Annotated in this window: 2 protein-coding genes and 1 pseudogene; all 3 read right to left on the bottom strand. The window is 76.8% G+C overall.

All coding sequences use genetic code 11. The annotated features are described in order from the left end of the window. Positions 1-491: pseudogene (locus tag ABZ641_RS38465) on the bottom strand (proton-conducting transporter membrane subunit); the annotation flags it as partial. Between the two features lie 85 nt (positions 492-576). After that, positions 577-876, bottom strand: coding sequence for an MrpF/PhaF family protein (locus tag ABZ641_RS38460; protein WP_359989319.1), 300 nt, complete (start codon positions 874-876; stop codon positions 577-579). Further along, positions 873-1,179, bottom strand: a 307-nt coding sequence (locus tag ABZ641_RS38455) for a hypothetical protein (protein WP_359989317.1), incomplete at its 5' end; no start/stop codon positions are given. The genes ABZ641_RS38455 and ABZ641_RS38460, both read right to left, overlap by 4 nt.

The raw sequence follows: 1,179 nt of genomic DNA, 5'->3' as shown, positions 1-1,179 counted from the left end.
GGGTCGTGGATCTCCGGCTCCTCGCCCTCCCCGGTGATCTCCTCCTCGCCGGGCGCGGTCCGCGGGGCGGGGCCGACCCCCCAGAAGATCCGCAGGGCGGCGCGCAGCACCGCGGCGCCGGTGGCCGCGGAGACGAGCACGAAGACCGCCGGCAGCCAGCGCTGCCAGTGCCCGGCGTCCTCCTCGGCGTGGGCCTTGCCGAGGCCGGTTCCGAACGGCGGGAGGCCGGCCAGGGCGAGGGCGCCGGCCGCGAAGAGCAGGCCGGTGACGCGCAGGCCGCGGCCCCGGCCGTACAGGCCGTGTTCGTCGACGGAGCCGAAGCGGTCGAGTAGCACCCCGGTCAGGCCGAACAGCGCCGCCTTAACCAGCCCGTGGGCGGCGACGTACAGCACCGTCCCGGCGGTGCCGTGCGGGGTGAGCAGGGCCACGCCGATCAGGAAGAGGCCGACGTGGCCGACGGTGGAGAAGGCCAGCAACCGTTTCAGGTGCCGCGCAGCCGGACGAGGGCGAGGGCCGACAGCAGGACGAAGGCGACTCCCGTCCACAGCAGCACCAGGGCGGTGACATGACCGGCCGTCATGGTGATCCTCCGTCCGTTTGGGGGCCGTCCTCGTCGGGTTCACCGCTGCGGCCGGCGACGAAGCGGGTGAAGACCAGCGTCCCCGCGGGGGCGAGGACGGCCAGCACCAGCGCGAGGTCCTGGTAGGACGACCGGTCGTAGGCCGGGGGCAGCAGCAGGAACACCGCCCCGGCCACGCTCGACAGCAGGCAGAGGCCGATCAGCCGGCCCACGGTGCCGCCCCTGGAGACCGCCCACACGCAGGCGGGGACGTCGACGGCCAGCAGCACCAGGGCCGCGGCCGTCCAGGCGCTCACCGCCGCTCCCCCGGGTCGGTGACGGTCTTCTCCACCGGTCCCGGGCGCCGGTCGAGGGTGTGCAGCAGGGGGTCGTCCTCGTGCGGCATGTCGAGGACGCAGGTGTCCGGCGAGGCGGCCAGCACGATGCCCGCCCAGCCGGGGTCGGCGCCCCGCCGGACGGCCGTCCGGCGCAGCACGGCGTCCTCGGGGCGGCGCACCGCGGCGGCCATCAGGGTGCCGCAGCCGCGCAGCACCGCTCGGGGCAGCAGCACCGCCCGCCCGGCTCCCCGGGCGCCGCGCCACCGGACGCCCGCGGCGCGG

It is taken from the genome of Kitasatospora sp. NPDC007106, assembly GCF_040634455.1.
Taxonomy (GTDB): Bacteria; Actinomycetota; Actinomycetes; order Streptomycetales; family Streptomycetaceae; genus Kitasatospora; species Kitasatospora arboriphila.
The sequence above is the reverse complement of the archived record's forward strand: the minus strand, read 5'-3'. Positions and strand labels throughout refer to the sequence as shown.